The sequence below is a fragment of the Methylobacterium sp. A54F genome (assembly GCF_053346035.1).
This window is the reverse complement of record NZ_JBKFBF010000115.1, coordinates 1-309: the sequence shown is the minus strand read 5'-3', so window position 1 is coordinate 309 and position 309 is coordinate 1. Positions and strand designations below refer to the sequence as shown.

Annotated in this window: 1 protein-coding gene; it reads left to right on the top strand. The window is 71.8% G+C overall.

Annotated features, from left to right (window positions below; all coding sequences use genetic code 11):
* A partial coding sequence (locus ACLBXP_RS25575; RefSeq protein ID WP_447670626.1) for a methyl-accepting chemotaxis protein occupies positions 1 to 309 on the top strand: 309 nt, incomplete at both ends.

The following is a 309-nucleotide window of genomic DNA, read 5'->3' as shown; positions in this document are numbered from 1 at the left end:
CTACGATCGAGGCGGCCCGCGCCGGCGAGGCCGGTCGCGGCTTCGCGGTGGTGGCCGCGGAGGTCAAGGCGCCCGCCGGGCAATCCTCCCGGGCCACGGAGGAGATCGCCACGCAGATCGGGGCCGTGCAGGGCGCCACGGCGCATTCCGTGGAGGCCATCGAGGCGATCGCCGCCTCGATCGGCCAGCTCAGCGACATTTCGCTCAGCGTGCCCTCGGCCGTCACCGAGCAGGCTGCGGTGACCCGCGACATGTCGGTGAACATGCAGAGCGCGGCCGGCAGCGTGAACATCGTGCATCGGAACATGG